Origin of the sequence: Bacillus sp. MSP13 (assembly GCF_000815295.1) — a bacterium.
GTDB classification, from domain to species: Bacteria; Bacillota; Bacilli; order Bacillales; family Bacillaceae; genus Bacillus; species Bacillus vallismortis.
The window spans coordinates 26,325-47,949 of the sequence record NZ_JXAQ01000011.1 but is presented as its reverse complement, the minus strand read 5'-3'; the positions used below and the strand labels follow the sequence as shown (position 1 = coordinate 47,949).

General features: G+C 38.0%; 15 protein-coding genes. 7 read left to right on the top strand and 8 right to left on the bottom strand.

Translation table 11 applies throughout. The annotated features are described in order from the left end of the window. Positions 1-9: 9 nt before the first annotated feature. Positions 10-1,374 (bottom strand): alpha-glucosyltransferase N-terminal domain-containing protein, encoded by a 1,365-nt coding sequence (locus SC79_RS12475; RefSeq protein WP_039075326.1) that lies wholly within the window; start codon positions 1,372-1,374, stop codon positions 10-12. Positions 1,375-1,730: 356 nt separating this feature from the next. On the opposite strand from SC79_RS12475, the gene galU reads away from it, so the two are divergent. Further along, on the top strand, positions 1,731-2,609 hold the full coding sequence (galU, locus tag SC79_RS12470; protein WP_039075686.1) for a UTP--glucose-1-phosphate uridylyltransferase GalU: 879 nt from the start codon (positions 1,731-1,733) through the stop codon (positions 2,607-2,609). A gap of 38 nt (positions 2,610-2,647) precedes the next feature. Here galU and tagH read toward each other — a convergent pair whose 3' ends face one another. From tagH to tagD, 6 genes are all read right to left on the bottom strand, one after another. Beyond that, positions 2,648-4,231 carry a teichoic acids export ABC transporter ATP-binding subunit TagH gene (gene tagH, locus SC79_RS12465; RefSeq protein WP_039075325.1) on the bottom strand — a complete coding sequence of 528 codons (1,584 nt, stop codon included), beginning with the start codon at positions 4,229-4,231 and terminating at the stop codon, positions 2,648-2,650. Positions 4,232-4,250: 19 nt separating this feature from the next. After that, positions 4,251-5,078, bottom strand: coding sequence for a teichoic acids export ABC transporter permease subunit TagG (gene tagG, locus SC79_RS12460; RefSeq protein ID WP_039075324.1), 828 nt, complete (start codon positions 5,076-5,078; stop codon positions 4,251-4,253). Positions 5,079-5,285: 207 nt separating this feature from the next. Beyond that, positions 5,286-6,500: a glycosyltransferase family 4 protein gene (locus SC79_RS12455; RefSeq protein WP_039075323.1), complete on the bottom strand. Its 1,215-nt coding sequence runs from the start codon at positions 6,498-6,500 to the stop codon at positions 5,286-5,288. A 17-nt stretch (positions 6,501-6,517) separates the two neighbouring features. Continuing rightward, positions 6,518-9,739 (bottom strand): CDP-glycerol glycerophosphotransferase family protein, encoded by a 3,222-nt coding sequence (locus SC79_RS12450; RefSeq protein ID WP_039075322.1) that lies wholly within the window; start codon positions 9,737-9,739, stop codon positions 6,518-6,520. Between the two features lie 33 nt (positions 9,740-9,772). Continuing rightward, complete coding sequence (locus SC79_RS12445; protein WP_039075321.1) at positions 9,773-10,963, bottom strand: CDP-glycerol glycerophosphotransferase family protein; 1,191 nt, start codon at positions 10,961-10,963, stop codon at positions 9,773-9,775. A gap of 94 nt (positions 10,964-11,057) precedes the next feature. Beyond that, positions 11,058-11,447, bottom strand: coding sequence for a glycerol-3-phosphate cytidylyltransferase (tagD, locus tag SC79_RS12440; protein ID WP_039075320.1), 390 nt, complete (start codon positions 11,445-11,447; stop codon positions 11,058-11,060). Between the two features lie 506 nt (positions 11,448-11,953). Here tagD and SC79_RS12435 point away from each other — a divergent pair. From SC79_RS12435 to SC79_RS12410, 6 genes are all read left to right on the top strand, one after another. Further along, positions 11,954-12,727: a WecB/TagA/CpsF family glycosyltransferase gene (locus SC79_RS12435; protein WP_039075319.1), complete on the top strand. Its 774-nt coding sequence runs from the start codon at positions 11,954-11,956 to the stop codon at positions 12,725-12,727. 95 nt (positions 12,728-12,822) lie between these two features. Next, positions 12,823-13,974, top strand: a complete 1,152-nt coding sequence (locus SC79_RS12430) for a CDP-glycerol glycerophosphotransferase family protein (RefSeq protein WP_082022691.1) — start codon at positions 12,823-12,825, stop codon at positions 13,972-13,974. Between the two features lie 90 nt (positions 13,975-14,064). Continuing rightward, positions 14,065-14,778, top strand: a complete 714-nt coding sequence (locus SC79_RS12425) for an IspD/TarI family cytidylyltransferase (protein WP_039075318.1) — start codon at positions 14,065-14,067, stop codon at positions 14,776-14,778. After that, positions 14,775-15,800, top strand: a complete 1,026-nt coding sequence (locus SC79_RS12420; RefSeq protein WP_039075317.1) for a ribitol-5-phosphate dehydrogenase — start codon at positions 14,775-14,777, stop codon at positions 15,798-15,800. Before SC79_RS12425 ends, SC79_RS12420 begins: the two co-directional genes overlap by 4 nt. A gap of 3 nt (positions 15,801-15,803) precedes the next feature. Beyond that, positions 15,804-16,973: a CDP-glycerol glycerophosphotransferase family protein gene (locus SC79_RS12415; protein WP_039075316.1), complete on the top strand. Its 1,170-nt coding sequence runs from the start codon at positions 15,804-15,806 to the stop codon at positions 16,971-16,973. Between the two features lie 18 nt (positions 16,974-16,991). Continuing rightward, on the top strand, positions 16,992-18,851 hold the full coding sequence (locus SC79_RS12410) for a CDP-glycerol glycerophosphotransferase family protein (protein WP_039075315.1): 1,860 nt from the start codon (positions 16,992-16,994) through the stop codon (positions 18,849-18,851). Positions 18,852-18,889: 38 nt separating this feature from the next. Here SC79_RS12410 and SC79_RS12405 read toward each other — a convergent pair whose 3' ends face one another. Then, on the bottom strand, positions 18,890-21,535 hold the full coding sequence (locus tag SC79_RS12405; RefSeq protein WP_039075314.1) for a glucosaminidase domain-containing protein: 2,646 nt from the start codon (positions 21,533-21,535) through the stop codon (positions 18,890-18,892). Positions 21,536-21,625 lie beyond the last annotated feature (90 nt).

Here is a 21,625-nt window from a genome sequence, read left to right as displayed (position 1 = left end):
CTTACTCTGCTATTTTTTGGCGAACAGCCGCTTCATTAATTTTCTCCGAAAACCCTCGACTGTATGAACACACAAATGATTTTTTTCTTCTTCCAATTTCAATCGCCAGCCTGAAATGCTTTGTTCTGCGGCTGGAAGTTTCTTCGGATCGGTTACTTCTACACTCGATGCAAAGAAGCTATTATCCCACTCGCAACAGAGATACAACTCTAACACGGATAGCTGATCTACTACGGAAAGAACATGGAGCGTACCACTTACAGTATATATCAGCTCTTCCTCGCTGTTTACATTTGCGTGAAACGTATTTTCAGTGCCGCTTTTCTTATTTTTTAATTTCCAATACATGTGATGACGGCCAACAGAATGGGCAGGAACGTCGCCTTTAAAGTCGACCTCGGCTGACAAATATAAATCGGATTTTGATTGCCATTCTGCAGCTAAGAGCTTAACATGCATATCTTTCAGTTGGTTATGAAAAGGCACCTGATCAATGAGTTTGTCCACAAAGCCTTTCCAGGTAAATGAGCCTTCTGAAACGTTATAAATAGTTGTGCGAGGCCCCGTTTTTTCAATTGTGTCATGATACCTCTTCAAAGAAGGAAGCACGAAAGCATGAAGGCAGCTTATTTCCTTTTCAAGATTGTCCAATAACTCATCCGTCTCCATAAAACCTAAATATAGGGAAGAATATTCAGCAGAAAGAGACTTCAATGTTTTATATACGCCCACTTCTGAGGTTAAGAACAAATATTCCTTCTCTTTTATCAAACGGCTCAGAAATTCATAATTGAGTTCATTTTCCGAGGACAATACTTTGACTATATTGTCTTTTTCGTCAAAAATAATAATTTTTTCAGTTGTTCCGTTATTCTTATACCATTTGGTCATATAACAGGTGCCGTCTTTTCTTAAATAAAGATGCTGTTTCGGTTTGTTCGTCTCCAGGTCCATGTATATTAAGCTGTGTACATAGCCGGATAAATCATATTCTTCTCTTTTAAACCTTTGCCTGTTTTCATTAAAGTAATCAATGACAGCAAGTTCTCCTGTTGCTGTAAACCTTTGATATTTGATATAACGACCATTGTCGTAATAGCGGTAAATGGGCTTGTTCGGTTCTTGAATATATGTTAAACCTTCTTGTTCTATCGGATGCTTTATTTTAACTTTCTGAGGTTCAGGTCCTTTAAAGTAGCTGTACATATTCATAACAGCAGCATCTTTAAAAGAAGAAGGCCCATTAGGCTCATGATGCAAAGTGACAATTTCCATTTGATAATTCCAATCAATTGTATTGATATTGAACTTTTTTGCAGTATGAAGTCCTGAACAAACATATGCTAATTGTGGGGTAGAAACCTTCATTGTCATCTCTATTATTACCTTTCGAAAAAATTCGTACAGTCACAATTTCAGAACTACATTATATCATTTTTGCTGAGCTGTCTCTATACATGAAGGAGTTGTTACACCTCTGGAATATTTTTGATTAACACAAGCTGCTTTTCCTATCTATCGGATGATTTTTTGTAATTTTTTGTAATTCCTTGATCTCAAAGTTACTGTATTGACTCTTGTTTAATATTGGTTTTTCTTATATGATTAAATGTGTTTGACCTAATGAAAATTGGGTATTGATGAGAAAAGAAACTTAAACATTTTAAATTAAATAATCAGCATTTCACAAAGCTGAACCCTAAATCTGTTTTAAGGAAGGTGCTTTGACATTGAAAAAAGTACGTAAAGCCATAATCCCTGCCGCTGGTCTCGGAACGAGATTCTTGCCGGCTACGAAAGCAATGCCGAAAGAAATGCTCCCTATCGTTGATAAGCCTACCATTCAATACATAATTGAAGAAGCTGTCGACGCTGGTATTGAGGATATTATTATCGTCACAGGTAAAAGCAAGCGTGCGATTGAGGATCATTTTGATTACTCTCCTGAGCTCGAAAGAAACCTAGAAGAAAAAGGTAAAGTTGAGCTCCTTGAAAAAGTGAAAAAAGCTACGAATCTGGCTGATATCCACTATATCCGTCAAAAAGAACCTAAGGGACTCGGGCACGCTGTCTGGTGCGCGCGCAACTTTATCGGTGATGAGCCGTTTGCAGTTCTGCTTGGAGACGATATTGTTCAAGCTGAAAAGCCTGGATTGCGCCAGTTAATGGATGAATACGAAAGAACGCTTTCCTCTATTATTGGTGTGCAACAAGTGCCTGAAGAAGAAACACACCGCTACGGCATTATCGATCCGCTGACAAGCGAAGGACGCCGTTATCAGGTGAAAAACTTCGTTGAGAAGCCGCCTAAGGGCACAGCTCCTTCTAATCTTGCTATTTTAGGCCGTTACGTATTCACGCCTGAAATCTTCATGTACTTAGAGGAGCAGCGGGTTGGTGCCGGCGGAGAAATCCAGCTGACAGACGCCATTCAAAAGCTGAATGAAATTCAAAGAGTGTTTGCGTACGACTTTGAAGGCAAACGTTATGATGTTGGTGAAAAGCTTGGCTTTATCACAACAACTCTTGAGTTTGCGATGCAGGATAAAGAGCTTCGCGAGCAACTCGTTCCATTTATGGAAAACTTATTAAACAAAGAAGAAGTGTAAACAAAAAGGCTATTGGACATTCATCCAATAGCCTTTTCTTATTTCGATATCAAGGTTAGCGTATGCTCTTCATTATCAACTGCAAAGACCTCATCATCTGTATTGACAAGGAAACGATCCTTCTTGCCATCATATAGCACATCGCTGTCACTTAATGATAATGACGCAGGAGTAACGGGAGAAATGTGATGAAAGATAAGCTCAGATGCTTTGTCATTCTCCAGCACATAGCTGATTTTTTCATAATCAAAATCTAGGGTTTTTCTGCCGTCAGCCGTATCTCCTACAGTATATCCATTCAATTTCGATTGGATGTTGGTGCTGCTGTCTCCCAGGAATTTCAGGAAGTATTCATAGGAAGAAGCCGCGTTTTGCGATACATAAGGCGTAAAGGCCGTTGCCTGCAACTCAGCATGTTTTACGTTCGTTGCAACAGCGCTCTGTTTTACAAAATAAGACTGCCCGTTAAACTTTATTTTCACTGCTTGTTTTCCTTTTGCAGCTACCTTCACCTCAGTACCGAATGGCAGTGTCATGTCAGCCTTCTGTTTCAAAGCTTGATCATTATAAACAGACGCTTTTTCATCTGCAATAAACCCTTGTTTATTGACTGCGGTTAAACGTTCCTCTGTCTTGCCCTTTGCATCGCCATGATGGTTCTTCACTTCGTTTTGCGGAATAGCGCCAAACGAAGCAATGGTTCGAAGCGGGGTGTTAAAGAACATGGTTCCTGCAGTAAAGACCGTCAAGATAGACAAAATAGCAATTTGAACTGCATTAGCCAGTGATTTCGGCTTTTTCTTCTTTTGACGGAAACGGGCAAACGCTTCAGGATCTTCTTTCTTCCGCTCTTCCGTTTGCTCCTTTTTATAGGTTTCTTTTTCTTTTTTCGACAGCTTATTAAACCAGTCAATAAACGCTTTATACTCTTTAACAACCGTTTTTGTATCATCGAACATACGAAGCTCGCCGTAGTGCATCCAAGCGACGCGGTCACACATTTTTTCGATTTGGCCGATGGAATGGCTGACAAAGAAAATCGTTTTTCCTTGTTTTTTAAACTCATCTATTCTATCTACACACTTCTGGTAGAACGTTTGGTCCCCTACGGAGAGCGCTTCGTCAATAATTAAAATGTCAGGGTCTATATGCACGGAGATCGCGAAACCAAGACGCGATTTCATACCGCTGGAATAGTTTTTAACCGGCTGATTAATAAAATCGCCAATCTCGGCAAATTCCACGATACTGTCATACATATCATCGATCTCTTTATTGGTTAACCCCATCATCAAACACTTGAGCCGGACATTATCCCGGCCCGTTAATTGGTTATTTAAACCGGCCGCAATCGCAATCAGCGACGGCTGGCCGTTCATTTCGATTTCACCGCTGGTCGGCGGAATAATTTTAGCAAGCAGGTTAGACATAGTCGATTTCCCCGACCCGTTTATTCCTACAAAGCCGATTGTTTCTCCCTCATACACGTCAAAGGAGACATTCCGCACAGCAAAAAAACCATTATCCTTAGCTGGAAAAAACAACCCTTTAATCTTGTCCGATTGTTTTTTATACAAATGATACTGCTTTGAAACATTTCGAAACGAAACTTTTAGTTTCATCGTACAATCTCCTTACGTATTAAAGAAAGTCAACAAACTTGTCTCTAAATTTCATATGCAGGATAGAACCTACTAACAATAAAAGGAATGTAAACAGCCAGAAATACAGCGTGTATTTCATATCTTGGAAGAACCATTGCCCGTCTAAAAACGAATTCCGGAACCCTTCTATCAGATAATAAATCGGGTTCAGCTTAAGCACCGGCAGAAGGTTCGGATGATTTTTTCCAAGCTGTTCTGAAATATTCCAAAAAACTGGAAGCAAAAAGAACAATAATCTCGTTCCAGATTGCAGCAAAAATTGATAGTCGCGAACCAAGACGCTTATCGTCGAGTTAAACAAACTAAATGAAAACATAAAAATGATCATACAGACCAAGTAGTAAATATATTGTATCCAATGCAAGCTTGGATACATTCCGTTAGTCAAAAGTACGATCAAAAAGATGCCCATCATTACGAAATAACTAAATAAATTAGAAGCAATCACAACAGAAGGCAAAGAACTAATTGGAAAATTCATCTTTGCTACCATATTAATCCGTTTAAACACACTGTTTGATCCATCAAGTATAGTGGGGCTAATAAAAAACCATGGAATCAAACCAGCCAGCATCCAAACAATAAAAGGCACTTCTCCGACACCCGTTAAAACTGGCTTACTGTTGCGAAATCCCATACCAAATACAAACCAGTACGCCAGCATTTGAATGAGAGGGTTTAAAAACTGCCATAATACACCAAGATAATTCATCTGATACTGAGACTTTGTCTCATACGAAGCCAAACGCAAAATTAAAGGAAACGATGTCACTTGCTCTTTTACGATTCTTACTAATGCATTCATTATTTATCTTCCTTAGACTTAAATGATTTTTTGGATCTTTCGGTTAAAGAAATTTGAAAGCACCGATGAATATTGTAACAGATAATAGAGTTTTTTTCACACTATAGCAGGTTTAAGATCAGTGAAAATGCTCTCAATTTATTTACTGATAGCCAAAGTAAACAAAAAAGTATTTCGAGATATTGTCTCGAAATACTAATTACAGCACTATTGGACCTCAATTTGTGAATAAATCTTTTTCAAGGAAGTTTTGTTTTTTTTGAATTCTTGCTCATGCAAAAGATTTTCCCATTTTGATCCTACAACTTCAAATGAGTATCTTTTCACATTTTCCTTTGCATTTCTCCCCATTGTTTTCCTCAAACTCTCATCTTTTATTAAAGTGGTTAAAGATTCGGCTAGCTTGTCTACATCGTTCCTTTCGACTAATAACCCATCTTCACCATCTTTGATAATTTCAGCAGGACCAATACAAGAATAACTAACACAAGGAACCCCTACGGACATAGCTTCAATGATAACCATTCCAAATGATTCATTTCTTGAACTCAATGCATATATTGAGGAATTGGCCATCTCCTTGATAATATTATCTGTTTTCGGCATTAAAAAAACATTATTATACAACTTCTTATCGAATATCATTTGACGTAATGAATCCTTCTCCACACCATCACCAAAAATTTTCAATCTCCATTCTGGATATTCGTGGGACACTTTTTCAAATGCATCAATTAATTGGTCAAAACCTTTTTCATGAACAAATCTTCCAGCAGCTATTACTGTTTTTTCTACAAGGTTTGAGCTCTCTTTTGGCATGTGTGTTGCGTTCTCTATTTTATATAAATCTGTGGTGTTGTTATTTAAAAGACGCTTATAATCATTAATCTCAGCATCAGTTAAACATGTTAGAGCATCCAGTTTTTTGTAATACTTTCTAATTTTCGTTTGAATTGACCTTTCATACCCACCAAAAAATTTGTGCTCTTGGCCAATTTTGATGACATTACGATTAACAAATTTAGCTGATAAGAAATTAAAAGATGGAATAGTTGTTATAAGTACACCCTGATTAATTTCTGAAAGTTTTTTTAGAATTTTAAGATCTACAAACAAATTAAACATATGATATAGATCTTCATTTTTATCAATAAACACACTTGGCATCTTCATTAAAATTCTTTTAATGATTTTCTTATATAAAGGTGTGTTTTTGCCAAAGAGCTTTCCTCTTCTTGCATCAAATATGGGTGTTAATTTAATCCTCTTGTCAAGGTCAAACATGGGTTTACCCCTTGTTCTTCTAACACTTATAATTTCAACATCATAGTTTTGAGCAGCTAAATAATTGGCTGTGTTGGCAACAGTTCTCACTGTACCACCCATGCCATAAATATTGTAAACCAAAAAAGTGATTTTCACTCCATTGTCCTCCTTTCCTATTTTAGCAATTTTATTTGGTTATAAATACGTTCTGAATTTTGTTTATCCTGATACTTATAAAATTTCTTTGACTTCACCTTATATTTTTTTTCATACTTAAAATCATTTTCAATTTGCTTTTGAACGATTTCCAATAAACTTTCATCTGTATAAGCTGTTTGTCCGAATAGATCTGTTTTTAAATTGATATAAGACCCTCTGTAATGTAAATAATCAGGTAGATCAAATTGATAAAAGATTACAGGCTTTTCTAGGTAATTAAAGTCAAAAGCTACGCTTGAGTAATCCGTTATCATTAGAGAGCTTTCACTTACAAGACTTTTAACGCTCTCTTCTCCTACTTGTACTAATTTTATATTTTTGTGTAGATCTTCAAAATAATTACTATATTTTTTCTGTAGTTCTATGTGCATGAAGAATTTCAATATAATATTGTTGTCTTCTAAAAGTTTATGCAGTTTTTTATTGTTTAAAAATCCACTGTAATTGAGATAAAAACTAGAATTTTCAAAGTCATCAATCCACTCTCTCCAAGTCGGAATAAGAAGTATTTGTTTAGACTTCATCTTTTTACTGTCGTCAATCAACGTGTCAAATCTCGATAGTCCTGTTACCATTATTTGATCTTTTTTAAAATTCATGTCCTTCACTAAAATCTGCTTTTCGTGATCAGACGAAACGACAAACTTTTCAATTTTACTGTTATATGATTTTCTATTAAAGCTCAATTTTTTCATTGCAATGATACCATGCTGCAAATAAATAATTTCTTTTGGATTTTCACTCATTTTATTATGAATGACACTAGGAATTACATCTCTAATACCATGGCTTACAATTAAATATTTACTTAAATGATAAAAGACGAGATGTTTAAAACTATCATAAGTTATAATATTTTTTGGATACTTCGAAATGTTGCCAGGGTTTTTATTATCTTTCTTACTTACATAGTAGTATTTTTCCTGATTTTTATTTTGAACACAGTATTCAAAAAATGCAAACCCATTATCCTGTGCGACTTCTCCTAAATTCTCTCCAACAAACCACACTGGTTTTTTAGCAAAAGGTTTTAAAACTTTTGCTATTACTCCTGCAAATAGGAATCTTATTTTTTCCAATTTCTTTTCAGTAGCCTTCATGTCTCTCATCTCTAGCTTTAAAAGAGCGTTTCTTTTATCAATAAAAGCAGACAAAAAGAGAGACTTATTAATTTTAATTGCACTTGATTTAAATGTTGACTTACTATTTATTAGTTTTAAATCTTTTATTTTTATTGATGAATCAATATACTTATTATTAATTAATAAGCATAGACCGACATCGTATTGCATTTGGGTTTCCAAGCCATAACTTTCAGCTTCATCTTCATTTAATATAAATACAAATTCTTTATAGTCTTGTTGCTCCTGTTCGAACGCAGGTTCAATCAGAACCGAACAGCTATTCTTATCTTTTAACTTTAAATACATTTTATCGTATATTAAATGATTTTTTTCAATCGATAAATGAATACCTATCTCTTTATTTTTACTGATTATATCTGTGCATTCAGCATTGATATATGAAGAAAAAACAAAAGATAATTCATTTAATTGATTAAATTTGGGTTGTATTGAGAACGGTTTTAAATCTTTAATTACAAATTCCGGATAAACATGAGATTGTGATTTGTCTAAAATATCGTCTAAGTTCGACTTCAGCTTCACAGTATATTCTTGATCCTTAACAAGAATTGAAATATAAAAATCAAAAATAAAATGATTCATTGCCTCTATATCTGTTTCTTTTATGTTAAGCCTGCTCTCAAAATGCCAACAAGAAGAAGTTTTTTCTAGGTTATTAATAAAATGAATTCTCTGCTCACTTTCATTAGCTAAAAAAACGTTTTTAATTTCAATTTCCTTATCTAAAACCTCTATAGAACCTTTAACTATTAAATCAACACCATCATGATGTATATAAGATATTTCTCCATAAATTGCTGAATCTTTTATTAGAACCGCTAAGTTGTTATCTAAAGTAGCATACATACGTGCTCTTTTTATGAATCCTTTAGAATTGTAAATGGTTTTTGGCAGACTGATAAATTTACCCGAAGATTTATCGTTTTCTGAATCAAATGATAATCTTTGACTTACAGTTAATCCATTTGTATCGAACTCTAGATAAACGTCCCATATTCCATCAGTTTCAAAAAAGCGTTGTGTTAATAAAGGAACGCTTACCTGTAAAAAGCCGTTATTATAATTTTTTTCCTGCAGACGAATAATGTGCTTATCTACAGTTTTTCTATTGATAAACGCTAACTGTTTAATAAAAATCTGTTCGTCCCTAGTTGGGGTAATTTCACAATTCAAATGAAGGTCATTATTATCAATGCTTAACTGATGAATTTTCGTTCGAACTAACTTTGCATTAAATTTAGAAATAGTAATTAGCAATTCTTTATTTTGAGTCTGGGAGACATTATGAACAAATAGTTCGCCATTTTCAGTATAGATCTCCTTGGTTTGTAAAGCAGTATTAATATCAGTTTTCACTTTAATAGTATACTGATATTCACCTATCTCCACTTCGGTATATAAATACCAGTTTCCTTGATATAAAGAATACCCATTCAGTGTTAAGGATATTTCAAAACTTGAGTCTTCTGAAATTATCAAAGAGTTCTGCGGTATTATTAATTGTTCTTTTGTTGCCTCGTTTTCTAAATAACATTTTATAAATTTGACAGAGCTATTCGAAAATAAAAATGTATGAGATCCAGTAAAAGTCGTGCGATTTGCTGACATTTGGATATTTTCAATTACAAAAGCCGATTTGGAAATGCTTGTTTTATTTATAATTAAATTTCCATCTACTTGAGCAGCAAACTCTAACACAGATCCATCAATAACTAGTTTAAAAGTATCATTTAACTGATTTAGGATATCAATAAAAATTTCATCTTTATCTAAAATAAGCTTTAGTTTGAAAACTGATTTATCCAAACAAGACTTAAGCTCATCTAATGGGATAACAACTTTCATAATGCCTTCATCGTTAAGTAAAGAGATGTTCGATAAAAGATCAATATGCCTGTTAGAAGTTGCAAACGCAACATTCTCTATCCTGCTGAAAAAATGATCATAAAAATCTTTTTTTTCACACATTAGATCTAATACGATATTTTCATTTTCAACTTTCATGTTTATTAAATATATGCCGTAGTCCATAAGTCTCGCCTTTCTTTGCTTCTGAATTATCGTTTATCCAAAAAGTTTTTTTACAACTCTCTTTGTTGACTCGCCTGCTTCTAAATAACAAAACTTGCTGTGAAATTTCTGGTATTTATCGTTAGTATCGTAATCAAAACGTTCGACATCATCAACAGATTTAATTACTTCCTCTGTAGTCATCAATAACGGTCCAGGAGCTTCAATTTCAAAATTATAATAAAACCCTCTTAATTTATCTCTATATACATCAATATCAGGAACAAAAAAAATGATCGGTTTCTTAAGTGACCCAAAATCAAAAAAGACAGAAGAGTAATCAGTAATTAAGATATCTGAAACATAATATAGTTCACGGATATCATTATACCTAGACAGGTCATATGCAAAGTCTTCTAAACCCTCTAAATCTATAACATCAGCTACTAAATAATGCATTCGAAGTACAACAACATATTCACCACCTATATGTTCTTTTAGTTGCTTTAAATTCAAATGTATATCAAACTTATAAGCGCCTTTTTTATGGTATAAATTATCCCGCCACGTAGGCGCATATAAAATCACTTTTTTATTTATATCTATACCAAGCTTCTGTTTTATCTTATTTTTCTCAAAATTAGTTTTTGGTGAAAATAAATAATCATTTCTCGGATAACCAGTCTCTAAGATTTGTTTTTCAAATTGAAAAGCTCGTTTAAAAATATCGGTCGAATAGGCATTAGGAGAAATCAAATAATCCCATTTGCTTGCTTCCTGCAGAAAATTCTGTTTGTACTTCTCTGTTGTTGTTCCAGGCATGTGTACTTCGTCCATGTCATTGGCAAGTTTTTTTAACGGAGTTCCGTGCCATGTTTGTATATACAATGTATTTTTGGGTTTTGGAATCCATAAAGGAAGACGGCTGTTTGTAATCCAATATTTCGCTGTTGCCATGTACCAAATCCATTTAAGAGAAAACCTTTTTATATATACCGCGTCAACACCTTCTAATGCTGACAAATACCGTTTATCAATGCTCCATATCAATTTATAGCGATATTGATCTTTATTTTCCTGCAGATATTCGTAGATTGCTCGGGGGTTGCAGCTAAACTGCTTTCCAGAATAGCTTTCAAACAAAATCAATTTGTTGTTTCTTGGCAGAAGAGAGAAAATCTTAAATAGAAATGAATAGGCTCTGATCAATAAACTTCTGCATTTTATAAAAATAAAAGATTTCATCATGAACTCCTTAAAGAGTGAAAAATTTATACTTCCGCAAACAAGAAAAAAAGAAGCAACTGAATTTACTTCAAGCCTCTTTTAGTTAGTGCTTCTATAAACTAGCCATGTCTTTTTTGATCTGGGTAGTTGAAATGCCTTCTGTTCTCGGAAGGTAAACGACCTCACAATATTCCTTTAAGAAATCAAACTTCCCTTTCCAGTCATCGCCGATGACAAATGTGTCGATTTCGTACTTTTGAATATCTGAGATCTTTTGTTCCCAGTTTTTTTCGGGAATGACTTCATTAACAAAATCGATCGTTTCTAAAATGAATTTTCGATGTTCATATGAATGATGCGATTTTTTTTGTTTTTGAAGATTAAATTCATCTGTAGATAATCCTACAATTAAATAGTCACCCAGATCTCTTGCTCTTTCCAGCAGCTTCATATGTCCGTAGTGAAATAAATCAAATGTTCCGTACGTTATCACTTTCTTCATTAGATAACATCACCTTCCAAGCGTTTTCAACTGAGATTACAGAAAAAAACCAAAACCTTTAACAGATTGTTTATAATTTCGACATAAGTTTCACGTACCTTTAATATTGAACAATAATAGCATAAGTTCCTATAAAAGTTAAGGCTCTTTAAAAATGTCAATCACAAGCATTTTTTGGTATTACCGTTGTATTGATGTATAAAATTCACAGGACTAATGTCTCAACTATCTTTATTATAACAATTTTTCTTTTGTAGAAAAATTGATTCTTTTGTCACGTTTTTGAGTGAAACGATTTTCTTTCTGCTGCGTCATTTATTCTGTACGCCCTGCTCATATTAATTCATCGTCAAAACGTGAAGGAATTGTAATGTGAATGTTAAAAGTTCCTAAAGATTTTGTGGTAAGATAGAGTAAGATGTTTTTAGGCAAAGAGGCTTTAATGAAACTATACGAATGACACGTGATTTTTATAGACATATAGATGAAAAGGAGGGTTGGTTACGATGCAAACAAAACCCATTAATCAATTAGATTTTGTAGACGGTGAACTAACTTCATTTGTATCACATTTAGAAACGTCATACTTGGACCAGAATAGAGGTGCGTTCATCGTAACAGCGAATCCTGAAATCGGATTTGAAGCGATGCAGAATCCGCGTTATGAAGCGGTTCTTTCGTCTGCTGATTTTATTTTGCCGGATGGCATTGGGGTTGTAATGGTTTCGAAGTTAATCGGGAAGCCGCTTCAATCCAGAATTGCCGGTTATGATTTGTTTACGTCGCTGTTGGATAAAGCTAATCAAAAGAAAAAGCGGGTTTACTTTTACGGTGCTGCTAAGCATGTCATTGAACAGACAATAGAGCGCGTAGAACGTGATTATCCTAGGATTGAAATTGCCGGATACTCTGACGGCTATGTGAAGGATCAACGTGAGGTGGCGGACCAGATTGCGGCCGCAAATCCAGATATGGTATTTGTCGCGTTAGGTTATCCTAATCAGGAGTTCTTTATCCATCAATACCGCCATTTATTCCCTCAGGCTGTTGCTGCAGGGCTGGGCGGAAGCTTTGATGTGTTCAGCGGCAATGTCAAAAGAGCGCCGTCATTTTTTATCCGTTTTCATCTTGAATGGATGTACAGGCTGATCACTAATCCTGCACGCTGGAGAAGAATGCTGAGCATTCCTAAGTATGTTACAGCCACGCTGAAGCATGAACGAGCTGCAGCAAAGCCGCAATATACGGGGCAGGTCAAAGATCAATCACGCCATCTGTAATCGTCCTTAAAGGAGCTAAGGTATGTAATGAAATGCATGAATCTTTCGCTGGGCCTGGGGACAATCTGTGACAGCCCTTTGGAGCTGACGACAGATTGAAATCCTTGATGGCATTATTTTATTATTTGTTCATCAAAACCATTGGCACATTGCTGTTTTGGGTCAAACCGGGCAATGAAGTGACGCTTCTGGTTTCCTTTCCTGATAATGCCCGTGCAATCTTAAAGGAATACCAGAAGGGACACTATTCATTTCCCATTCATGTGCTGCTTACCCAGCATGCCAAGTCACTGGAAAAAGAATTTCCTTCTCTTACTGCTTCCGTTATGAACGAAAAACACCCGCTTCATATTTGTAAAGCGGTCTTTTCTATGCTGAGCAGTAAGGCTGTGATCGTTGACAACTATTTTGTTTTGACAACCGTTTTGGCCAGCAGGCCTGAGATTGAGTGTATTCAAGTTTGGCATGCAAACGGGGCGTTTAAGCGATTTGGGTTAGAGGATATCAACACACAGAACCGTTCGCGGGCTGATGTAAGCCGTTTTCGCAAGGTGTATGCTTCATTTGACCGAATTGTTGTCGGTTCTGAACATATGGCTGACATATTCAAGGAGTTTTTCGACATAAAAGGTGATCCATTTCTTCGGTTCGGTGTGCCTTTAACCGATGCTTACTATGAGGCACGGGAAAACAGGATTGATCTTAAGAACAAATATCATCTGCCGGCAGACCAAAAAATCATGCTGTATGCGCCGACTTTTAGGGACCATCAGTTCGAAAGCTTTTCCCTGCCGTTTTCAGAAAAGCAGCTGGAGCATGACTTAAAAGGAGAATATGTACTTGCGGTAAAACTCCATCCTGTGATGAAGCATTCTGCTGAATTACCTGAAGATAGCGCGTGGATAAAAGATGTGTCAGACCTCCCTCTTGCAGACCTTTTGAAAATGGGTGATCTGTTAATATCAGATTATTCTTCAGTCCCATTTGAATTCGCGCTCTTGGACAAACCCATTTTGTTTTATGCTTATGATATGGAGGCTTACAACAGAACCCGCGGTTTAATACGGCATTATAAAGAAGTGATTCCCGGGGTTCCTTGCCGTGATTCAAAAATGCTCTTGGACCAGATGAAAGACATGAACAAGCTCCAATCAGAAGTGGAGCGCTTTTCACGTGAGTGGAATCGGTACTCGAAAGGGAATGCCAGTAAGCAGCTTTTAAGCTATATAAATGAGAAATTAAGCTGATCTTTATATATAATAGAGATCACTATTGCAAATAATTAGGAAAACCTTTTATCAAACATTATGAGTTGTAGCAAGGAAGGAGTCATTTTTATGATTTATGCTGAGATTTTAGCCGGTGGAAAAGGTTCCCGCATGGGGAACGTCAATATGCCAAAACAGTTTTTGCCGTTAAATAAGCGCCCTATTATCATTCACACGGTGGAAAAATTCTTATTAAATGACCGGTTCGATAAGATTTTAATCGTTTCACCTAAAGAGTGGATTAACCATACAAAAGACATTCTAAAGAAATTCATCGGCCATAATGATCGCCTGGTTGTCGTTGAAGGCGGCAGTGACCGTAATGAATCTATTATGAGCGGCATCCGCTATATCGAAAAAGAATTCGGCATTCAGGATGATGACGTGATCATCACTCATGATTCTGTGCGCCCGTTTCTGACTCATCGCATTATTGACGAAAACATTGATGCGGTTCTTCAATACGGCGCGGTCGATACTGTGATCTCAGCCATTGATACGATTATTGCTTCAGAAGACCAGGAATTCATTTCTGATATCCCTGTCCGCGATCACATGTATCAAGGGCAAACACCGCAAAGCTTTCGGATTAGCACATTGGTTGAGCTTTATAACAAGCTGTCCGATGAACAAAAAGCTGTCTTAACCGATGCTTGCAAGATCTGTTCGTTAGCAGGTGAAAAAGTGAAGCTGGTCCGCGGTGAAGTCTTTAATATTAAAGTAACGACACCATATGACTTAAAGGTGGCTAATGCCATTTTACAGGAGCGAATTTCACAATGATTAATCAAACTTATCGTTTAGTTTCTGCCCGACAGTTTGAAGTGACATATAAAGATAAAGTTGTCCACTCAGATAAGGTCGTTATCCGGCCTACCCATTTATCCATCTGCGCTGCCGACCAGCGCTATTATACCGGCTCACGCGGCAAAGAAGCGATGGATAAAAAATTGCCGATGGCTCTGATCCATGAAGGAATCGGGAAGGTCATGTTTGATCCGACAGGCACATTTAAAGTCGGAACCAGGGTTGTTATGGTGCCGAATACACCGGTTGAAGAGCATGAAGTCATCGCGGAGAATTATCTGCGTTCCAGCAGATTCCGTTCAAGCGGCTATGATGGATTTATGCAGGATTATATGTTCATGGCTCCGGATCGGCTCGTTGAACTTCCCGACAGCATTAATCCGCATGTCGCAGCTTTTACTGAGCTTATTACGATTGCCGTTCACGCGCTTTCCCGCTTTGAGCGTATGGCGCACAAGAAACGTGACACATTCGGTGTCTGGGGAGACGGAAATCTCGGGTTTATCATGACGCTTCTCCTGAAGAAGAAATATCCGGACAGCAAAGTGTTTATCTTCGGAAAAACACCTTATAAGCTTGATCATTTTTCTTTTGTTGACGCAGCTTATCAAATTAACGACATTCCTGAGGATGTCAAAATCGACCATGCCTTTGAATGTGTAGGCGGACGAGGCAGTGAAAGCGCAATTGATCAGATCATTGCCCAAGTTCATCCTGAAGCTTTTGTAGCGCTCTTAGGCGTATCTGAATACCCTGTTGAAATTGAAACCAGAATGGTGCTTGAAAAAGGGATTACGCTGATCGGCAGCAGCCGCAGCGGACGCGAGGATTTTGCCCGTACTGTGGACTTTTTAGCTCAATACCCTGAAGTCGTTGATTATTTAGAAACCTTAGTAGGCGGACGTTTCCCTGTACGCAGTATTGAGGAAATTACGAACGCGTTTGAAGCAGATTTGACTTCATCTTGGGGAAAAACTGTTATCGAATGGGACATTTAAACAGTGAAGACATTCCTTACACGAATTGTAAAAGGAGTATTCGGCACTGCTTATAAACTATTGAGCGCTTTATTACCAGTACAGCACAATAAAGTTGTCATCGCTTCCTATCGTGAGGATCATTTAGGTGATAATTTTAAAGGTGTGTATGAAAAGCTGAAGCAAGATCCGTCTCTTCGCATCGTCCTGCTTTTCCGCAAGATGGATAAGGGGCTGATTGGACAAGCTGCATATTTGCTTCACCTTTTCAGCTCTTTATATCACCTTGCCACATGCCGTGTGCTTTTGTTAGATGATTATTATTTTCCTTTGTATGTTGTGCCAAAACGAAAGGAAACGGTCGCCATCCAGCTTTGGCATGCTTGCGGCGCGTTTAAAAAATTCGGCTACAGCATTGTTGACAAGCCCTTCGGCCCTTCTTCAGATTATCTGAAGATTGTTCCCGTGCATTCTAACTATGATTATGCCGTTGTCAGTGCACCAGCTGCCGTGCCGCACTTTGCCGAAGCCTTTCAAATGGAGCAAAAGAAGATTTTGCCGCTGGGCATTCCAAGGACGGATTATTTTTATCATAAAGAACATATTCGACATGTACTGGATGAGTTTCATCAGGTTTATCCGGAATTTAAACATAAGAAAAAGCTTTTGTATGCTCCTACTTTTAGAGGCAGCGGACATCATCAAGAGGGTGACGCTCCCCCGCTTGATCTGCTACAATTAAAATCGGCGCTAAACCATAAAGATTATGTCGTGATGCTCCATCTTCATCCGTATATGCGCAAGCAAGCGCACACGGAAGAGGATGATTTTGTGCTGGATTTAACCGATTCGTACTCTTTGTACGATTTGATGGCAATCTCCGATGGGCTGATAACCGATTATTCTTCAGTCATTTTCGAATACAGCCTGCTGAAACGTCCAATGTATTTTTACTGTCCGGATTTAGAAGACTACTTGAAAGAACGTGATTTTTACTATCCCTTTGAATCGTTTGTTCCCGGGCCAATTTCGAAAGATGTTCCATCGCTGGTGCACGATATCGAGAGTGATCACGAGGCCGATGCGAAGCGGATTGAGGCTTTTTCACAAACATTTATTACCCATCAGGACGGCAAATCTTCAGAACGGGTAGCCGATTTTATTTCATCATTTTTAACATCTGGTGCCGATTAGGAGAAAGTGAGGTACAAAGTGAAGCTGGCCAGAAAGATTAAGAACAGACTTTTCAGATCAAAAAAGAGAACGAAAACAGAAGATACAGCTTTCAGTGTCCATTCGACAGATAACAGGGTTTTTTCTCTTTTCGATAAAACCAAGCGAATTGAAGAAAACCAGCAAGTCCCTGTCAGAAAAATTTCTGAGTTTTCTTGGAATGGATCCATTCTTAAAATTGCGGGTTATATGTACATCAAGGGCCTGCCTCTTCAAAAAGAAGATCAGGTACGAAAACGTTTATTATTGGTGCACAACGGTGTTTTATTTACAGCTGTTTCGCTGCGGGATATTCGGGTAGATCAGCTGTCAATCGATACTTCTAATGTGCCTGGAGCTTATAAGTGGGCAGGATTTTCACAGCAGATTAACTTTTCAAAGCTGATAAATGACAAACCGCTTCCGCAGGGCGAATATAAGCTGTTTCTAGAAATTGAAGCTGTAGATGACCAGAATGTGAAACACCAGGAAGTGCATACGGTCGGAAACGTCAGCAATTTTCTCTCTAATGATGTCTATGCCACAAAAATGGAGTTTCATTCTGCTAAAAAGCTGATGAAGTTCAATTTAATTGTGAACTATGATGAGGGCGAAAAGACGATTAACCTATCTTGCAACAAACTGCAGGAAATTGATCCAAGCCTTTTGGAAATGGACACCGGAAGAGAAGCGAACCGCTTTTTGCGCAAGCTGAATACGAGCTTATTTCATTTTGCTTATGATGTGTTCCGCCTGCTGCCGATTAAGTCCAATAAGATCGTCTTTGCTTCTGACAGCCGGCTTGATTTGACAGGCAACTTCGAATTTGTTTATGAAGAACTGCTAAAGCGCGAAGAAAATTTTGATTTCAAATTTTTCTTAAAGAGCAGCATTCGAGACAGAAAAAGCCTGTCTGAACTGATGTCTATGGCTTATCATTTTGCGACAAGCAAAATGATTTTTATAGATGATTTTTATCCGATTATTTATCCGCTAAAAATCCGTAAAAATGCGGACCTTGTCCAATTATGGCATGCTGTCGGCGCCTTTAAAACATTCGGCTACAGCCGAATCGGGCTGCCGGGAGGACCGTCGCCGCATTCGAAAAACCATAGAAACTACACCAAGGTGATTGTCAGCTCTGAGAATATACGAAAACATTATGCAGAGGGCTTCGGCGTAGATATAGAGAACGTCATCGCTACCGGCGTGCCGCGAACAGACTTTTTCTTTGATGAAGCGAAGAAGGCATTTGTAAAAGAACGTCTTTATACGGAATATCCATTTCTGAAGGACAAAAAGGTCATTCTTTTTGCACCAACCTTCCGCGGAAACGGTCAGCAATCCGCTCATTATCCTTTTGAAGTGCTTGATTTTGACCGTCTGTATCATGAGTTAAAGGATGAGTATATCTTCTTATTTAAGATCCATCCATTCGTTCGAAACGATGCCAATATTCCTTATCAGTACAGCGATTTCTTTTATGATTTCTCTTCGTTTAGGGAAATCAATGAGCTATTGCTCGTAACAGATGTTCTGATTACGGATTACTCTTCTGTGTGCTTTGAGTATGCGTTATTAAATAAACCGATGATCTTCTTCAGCTATGATGTAGATGACTATATTCGCAAACGTGATTTCTATTACGATTACTTTGACTTTATTCCTGGTCCGCTTGCGAAAACGTCTGAGCAAATGATTTCGATCATTAAGGAAGAGAAGTATAACTTTGAGCAAATTGATTCATTTGTTCATTATTTCTTCGACGATCTTGACGGAAAAGCAAGTGAACGTGTGATCGATCAAATTGTCTTTCCTCAGGAAGAGGAGCCATTAGAAGATAAAGTCCTTAAAAGATAAAGCAAAACCACCTTTTGCAAACGCAAAAGGTGGTTTTTTTATTGATACTCCGGAACATCATAGTAAAGCGTATAACCATCCAGCAATGAATATAGGCTGTACATGCGGTTTACTTGTTTGTACGCCCAGCCGATGTCTGTTGCGTATTGGTGTGTCGCAGTGGCTGACCATCTCATTTTGTACAGTGTGTCCTGATTGTAGGCTGTGTTGTGTATATACGAAGAGCCTATAAATTTGGCCCCGCCGATAATGGCTGCTTCTGGTGTAAACCAGCCTTGCTCGTACGCATATTTGGCGCCGTAGTAATTCGGATTTCTGTCGTATGCGCCTATTCCGTACATGTTATATACGGTTTTTCCGTTATAGGTTAATCCATTGGCTAATTCGGATGTTCCGTTTCCTGTTTCGAGGAGAGCGTGCGAGATTAAATATAGCTCGTTGATGCCGTATTGTTTGGCGGCATCGATAAATGCCTTTGCTTTCCCTGTCAGAATGCCTTTACCCGCAAGCACTTTCTGATTGACTTCAGTGATGCTGAGTCCGGCTGTCTGTGACAGCTTGAGAAATTGGAAGTAGTATTTACTGTCTCTGGAAAAGTTATTCGGATCTACATATTGAACCACTTCATCACTGCTTGCGTTTCGCCAGCCCAAATTGATTTTGGCCCAGCCGTTGATCTGGCCGATGATTTTTACCTTATCGCCTTTTTTAAATTGGCCGATCACGTTCGTCGGGATGACTTCCAGCGTTGACCTGATATTCAGAACATCAGCTGTGACCGTTGATGTTGCTGTATGAATATAAGTGAGTGATACGTAAGCAGCTCCATCTGTTTGCGGGCTGACTGTCATTTGTTTTTGGACCATCTCACCAAGCGAGAGATTGTAATTTGTTTTCATAATTTGCGGCCCGTTTTTTATTTTTACGATAGATGATGTCCATCCATATAATTGTTTTAGCTTCGTTGCTGCCGCAGCAGCTTCATTATTGCCTGTGAACTGTTTGTTTAAGCTAATGTTATAAATCGTATTGCTTTGGGTTGTGTAACTTGGGCTTAAGCTTTGGGCTTTCAGATAGGTTATCCCATTATTCAATGATGTTTTGCTGCTGATCTGGGCTGTTACGATTTTGTATTGTGTATATGCCGTCTCGCCTGTTTTTGCTGTTGTGCCAGCGACATTGTTTTGGTTGAATAGCGCTAAAACACGGTCAATGTCTTCTTGGCTGATGATGGCTTCAGTTATAATTTGATAGCTGCTCGCTGTGGTCTGACCGTTTTTTTGGCTAGATGCTGATATGTGATTAGATTGAAAAAATGTGAGTGCCTGATTGACTTTCTTGGCATCAAGCAGAGCTTCAGTTGTAATTGTAAACATGTTTGCGATTTGTTTTTTGACTGACTTTGCGGAAGCGCTCAGCTGATTTTTCTTTAACATGTTCAAGCCCTTTGTCACTTTTGCTTGATCTGATGTTTCTTCCGAGATGAGCTGATAATGGTTTTCTGCAGTTGTTCCAGTTGTTTTTTTCGCTGCCTTTACTTTTTTCTGAGAAAAGAAGGCTGCGGCTTTGCTTGCTTTCTGCTCGCCTAAAATTTTTGCCGTCGTTATTTGATAGGCTGTAGATGTTGTCGTTTTTTTGATGCTGGATGACGTGTAGCTCCATTTTTTCTTTTTAAAGAAGGTGTTCACTTTTTGCAGCTGCTGTTTCGTTAAACCCTTCATATTCACAACATAAGATGTGCTTTTGCCAACCTTTTGATAGCTGCCGGATACGCCGGTGTTTTTCTTGATTTGGCTAATGGCGTCCTTGACTGTATTCAGCCCTTTGAAATAAGCTGATTGGACGTTGTATGTCTCAGCAGTTGTTTTTTGATTGATTGGCTTGTAGCTTCCTGTAATCCCTGTGGTTTGTTTCAATTGAGTTAATAGATTTTTGGCATTCGCTTCACCTGATACAGCTGCTGTAGTGAATGTATAGTAGGCTTGTCCTTTCACCGTTTCTTTTAATGAAGCCTTAAGCCCCGATTCCTTTTGGAAGGCATTTTTGATCTGCTCTGCTTTGCTGTCTCCTACGATTGCGCCTGATTGAATGGTTGTCACAGACACCGTATGTGAGACGGGCTTGTACGAGCTTTTAATTCCCGTTTGCTTAGCCAGACTCTGGACAAGCGCCTTCACTTTTGTCTCTTCCGGGATTTCTGATGTGATAACGTTCACATAGGACTGGGCTGTTCCGGACGCTTTTACAGCGCCAGCCACTCCCGTTTCTTGTTTAAGCTTGGCCAACAATGTGTTTGCCTGCTTTTCATCCGACATGGCGCCTGAGGCGATGGTGACATACGGCTGCTTGCTTCCGACAGGGCTAGTCGTGCCTGTAATCGCTGTCTGTTTGGTGAGCCCGCTTAGGATGGCTTTCGCCTCTGCTTCGCTATGTATGCCAGCAGCGGACATTTGGTAGGTCGTTGTTGTGCCTGAAGCCTGATAAGAAGCATCCCAGCCAGTATCTTTTTCCAGCATGGCGACAGCCTGTGCGGCTTGGCTTTCTGTACTGAATGTTTTACTAGGCTCTATTTCATATATCGAGTAGTCGGTATAGGCTGCAGCCTGTGCGGCGGAACCGGATATGGCAAAAAAGGCAAGGGACGCGGCGGACAGAAGCATCGGTGCGATTAATCTCTTTTTCATTCCTTCTCCTCTTTCTTATTCAATGAGTATATAAAACTAGTTTATTTATCGGCACGCGTATGCTTCATTTATAGGTGAATCCCTTCCATT